The sequence below is a fragment of the Streptomyces sp. DH12 genome, from assembly GCF_020873895.1.
Lineage (GTDB): Bacteria > Actinomycetota > Actinomycetes > Streptomycetales > Streptomycetaceae > Streptomyces.
The window spans coordinates 1-829 of record NZ_JAHWGT010000187.1; the positions used below are offsets into that span (position 1 = coordinate 1).

The 829-nt window shown below is 69.0% G+C and carries 1 protein-coding gene and 1 pseudogene; one reads left to right on the forward strand and one right to left on the reverse strand.

Translation table 11 applies throughout. The features are described from left to right. Positions 1-152, forward strand: a pseudogene (locus tag LPA54_RS33405) (ABC transporter ATP-binding protein); the annotation flags it as partial. A 69-nt stretch (positions 153-221) separates the two neighbouring features. Here the strand turns inward: LPA54_RS33405 and LPA54_RS33410 are convergent. Beyond that, on the reverse strand, positions 222-829 hold a 608-nt coding region (locus LPA54_RS33410), incomplete at its 5' end, for an ANTAR domain-containing response regulator (protein ID WP_228984474.1).

The following is an 829-nucleotide window of genomic DNA, read 5'->3' on the forward strand; positions in this document are numbered from 1 at the left end:
CCATCCTGCTCGTCGAGCAGAACGCCCAGGCGGCCCTGTCGCTGGCCGACCACGGCCATGTGATGGAGGTCGGCAACATCGTCCTCTCCGGCACCGGCCGCGACCTGCTCCACGACGAGTCGGTCCGCAAGGCCTACCTCGGCGAGGACTGACCGGACGGAAGCGAAAGGCCCGCACCCCGTGCAGGGGGTGCGGGCCTTCGTCGTCGGTGTGACGTCCGGTCAGCCGCCCTTCGCGGCCTTCTTCTCCTCGGCGTCGTCGATGACCGCCTGCGCGACCTGCTGCATCGACATGCGCCGGTCCATCGAGGTCTTCTGGATCCAGCGGAACGCGGCCGGCTCGCTCAGCCCGTACTGCGTCTGGAGCACCGACTTCGCGCGGTCCACCAGCTTGCGGGTCTCCAGGCGCTGGCTGAGGTCGGCGACCTCGCGCTCCAGTTCCTTCAGCTCCGTGAACCGGGAGACCGCCATCTCGATCGCCGGCACCACGTCGCTCTTGCTGAACGGCTTGACCAGGTACGCCATCGCACCCGCGTCCCTCGCCCGCTCCACCAGGTCGCGCTGCGAGAAGGCGGTCAGCATCAGCACGGGGGCGATGGACTCCTCGGCGATCTTCTCGGCCGCGGAGATGCCGTCCAGCTTGGGCATCTTCACATCGAGGATCACCAGGTCGGGGCGGTGCTCGCGCGCCAGCTCGACGGCCTGCTCACCGTCGCCGGCCTCGCCGACGACCGTGTACCCCTCCTCCTCGAGCATCTCTTTGAGATCGAGCCGGATCAGTGCCTCGTCCTCGGCGATGACGACGCGGGTCGTCATCGGCGGCACGTGCG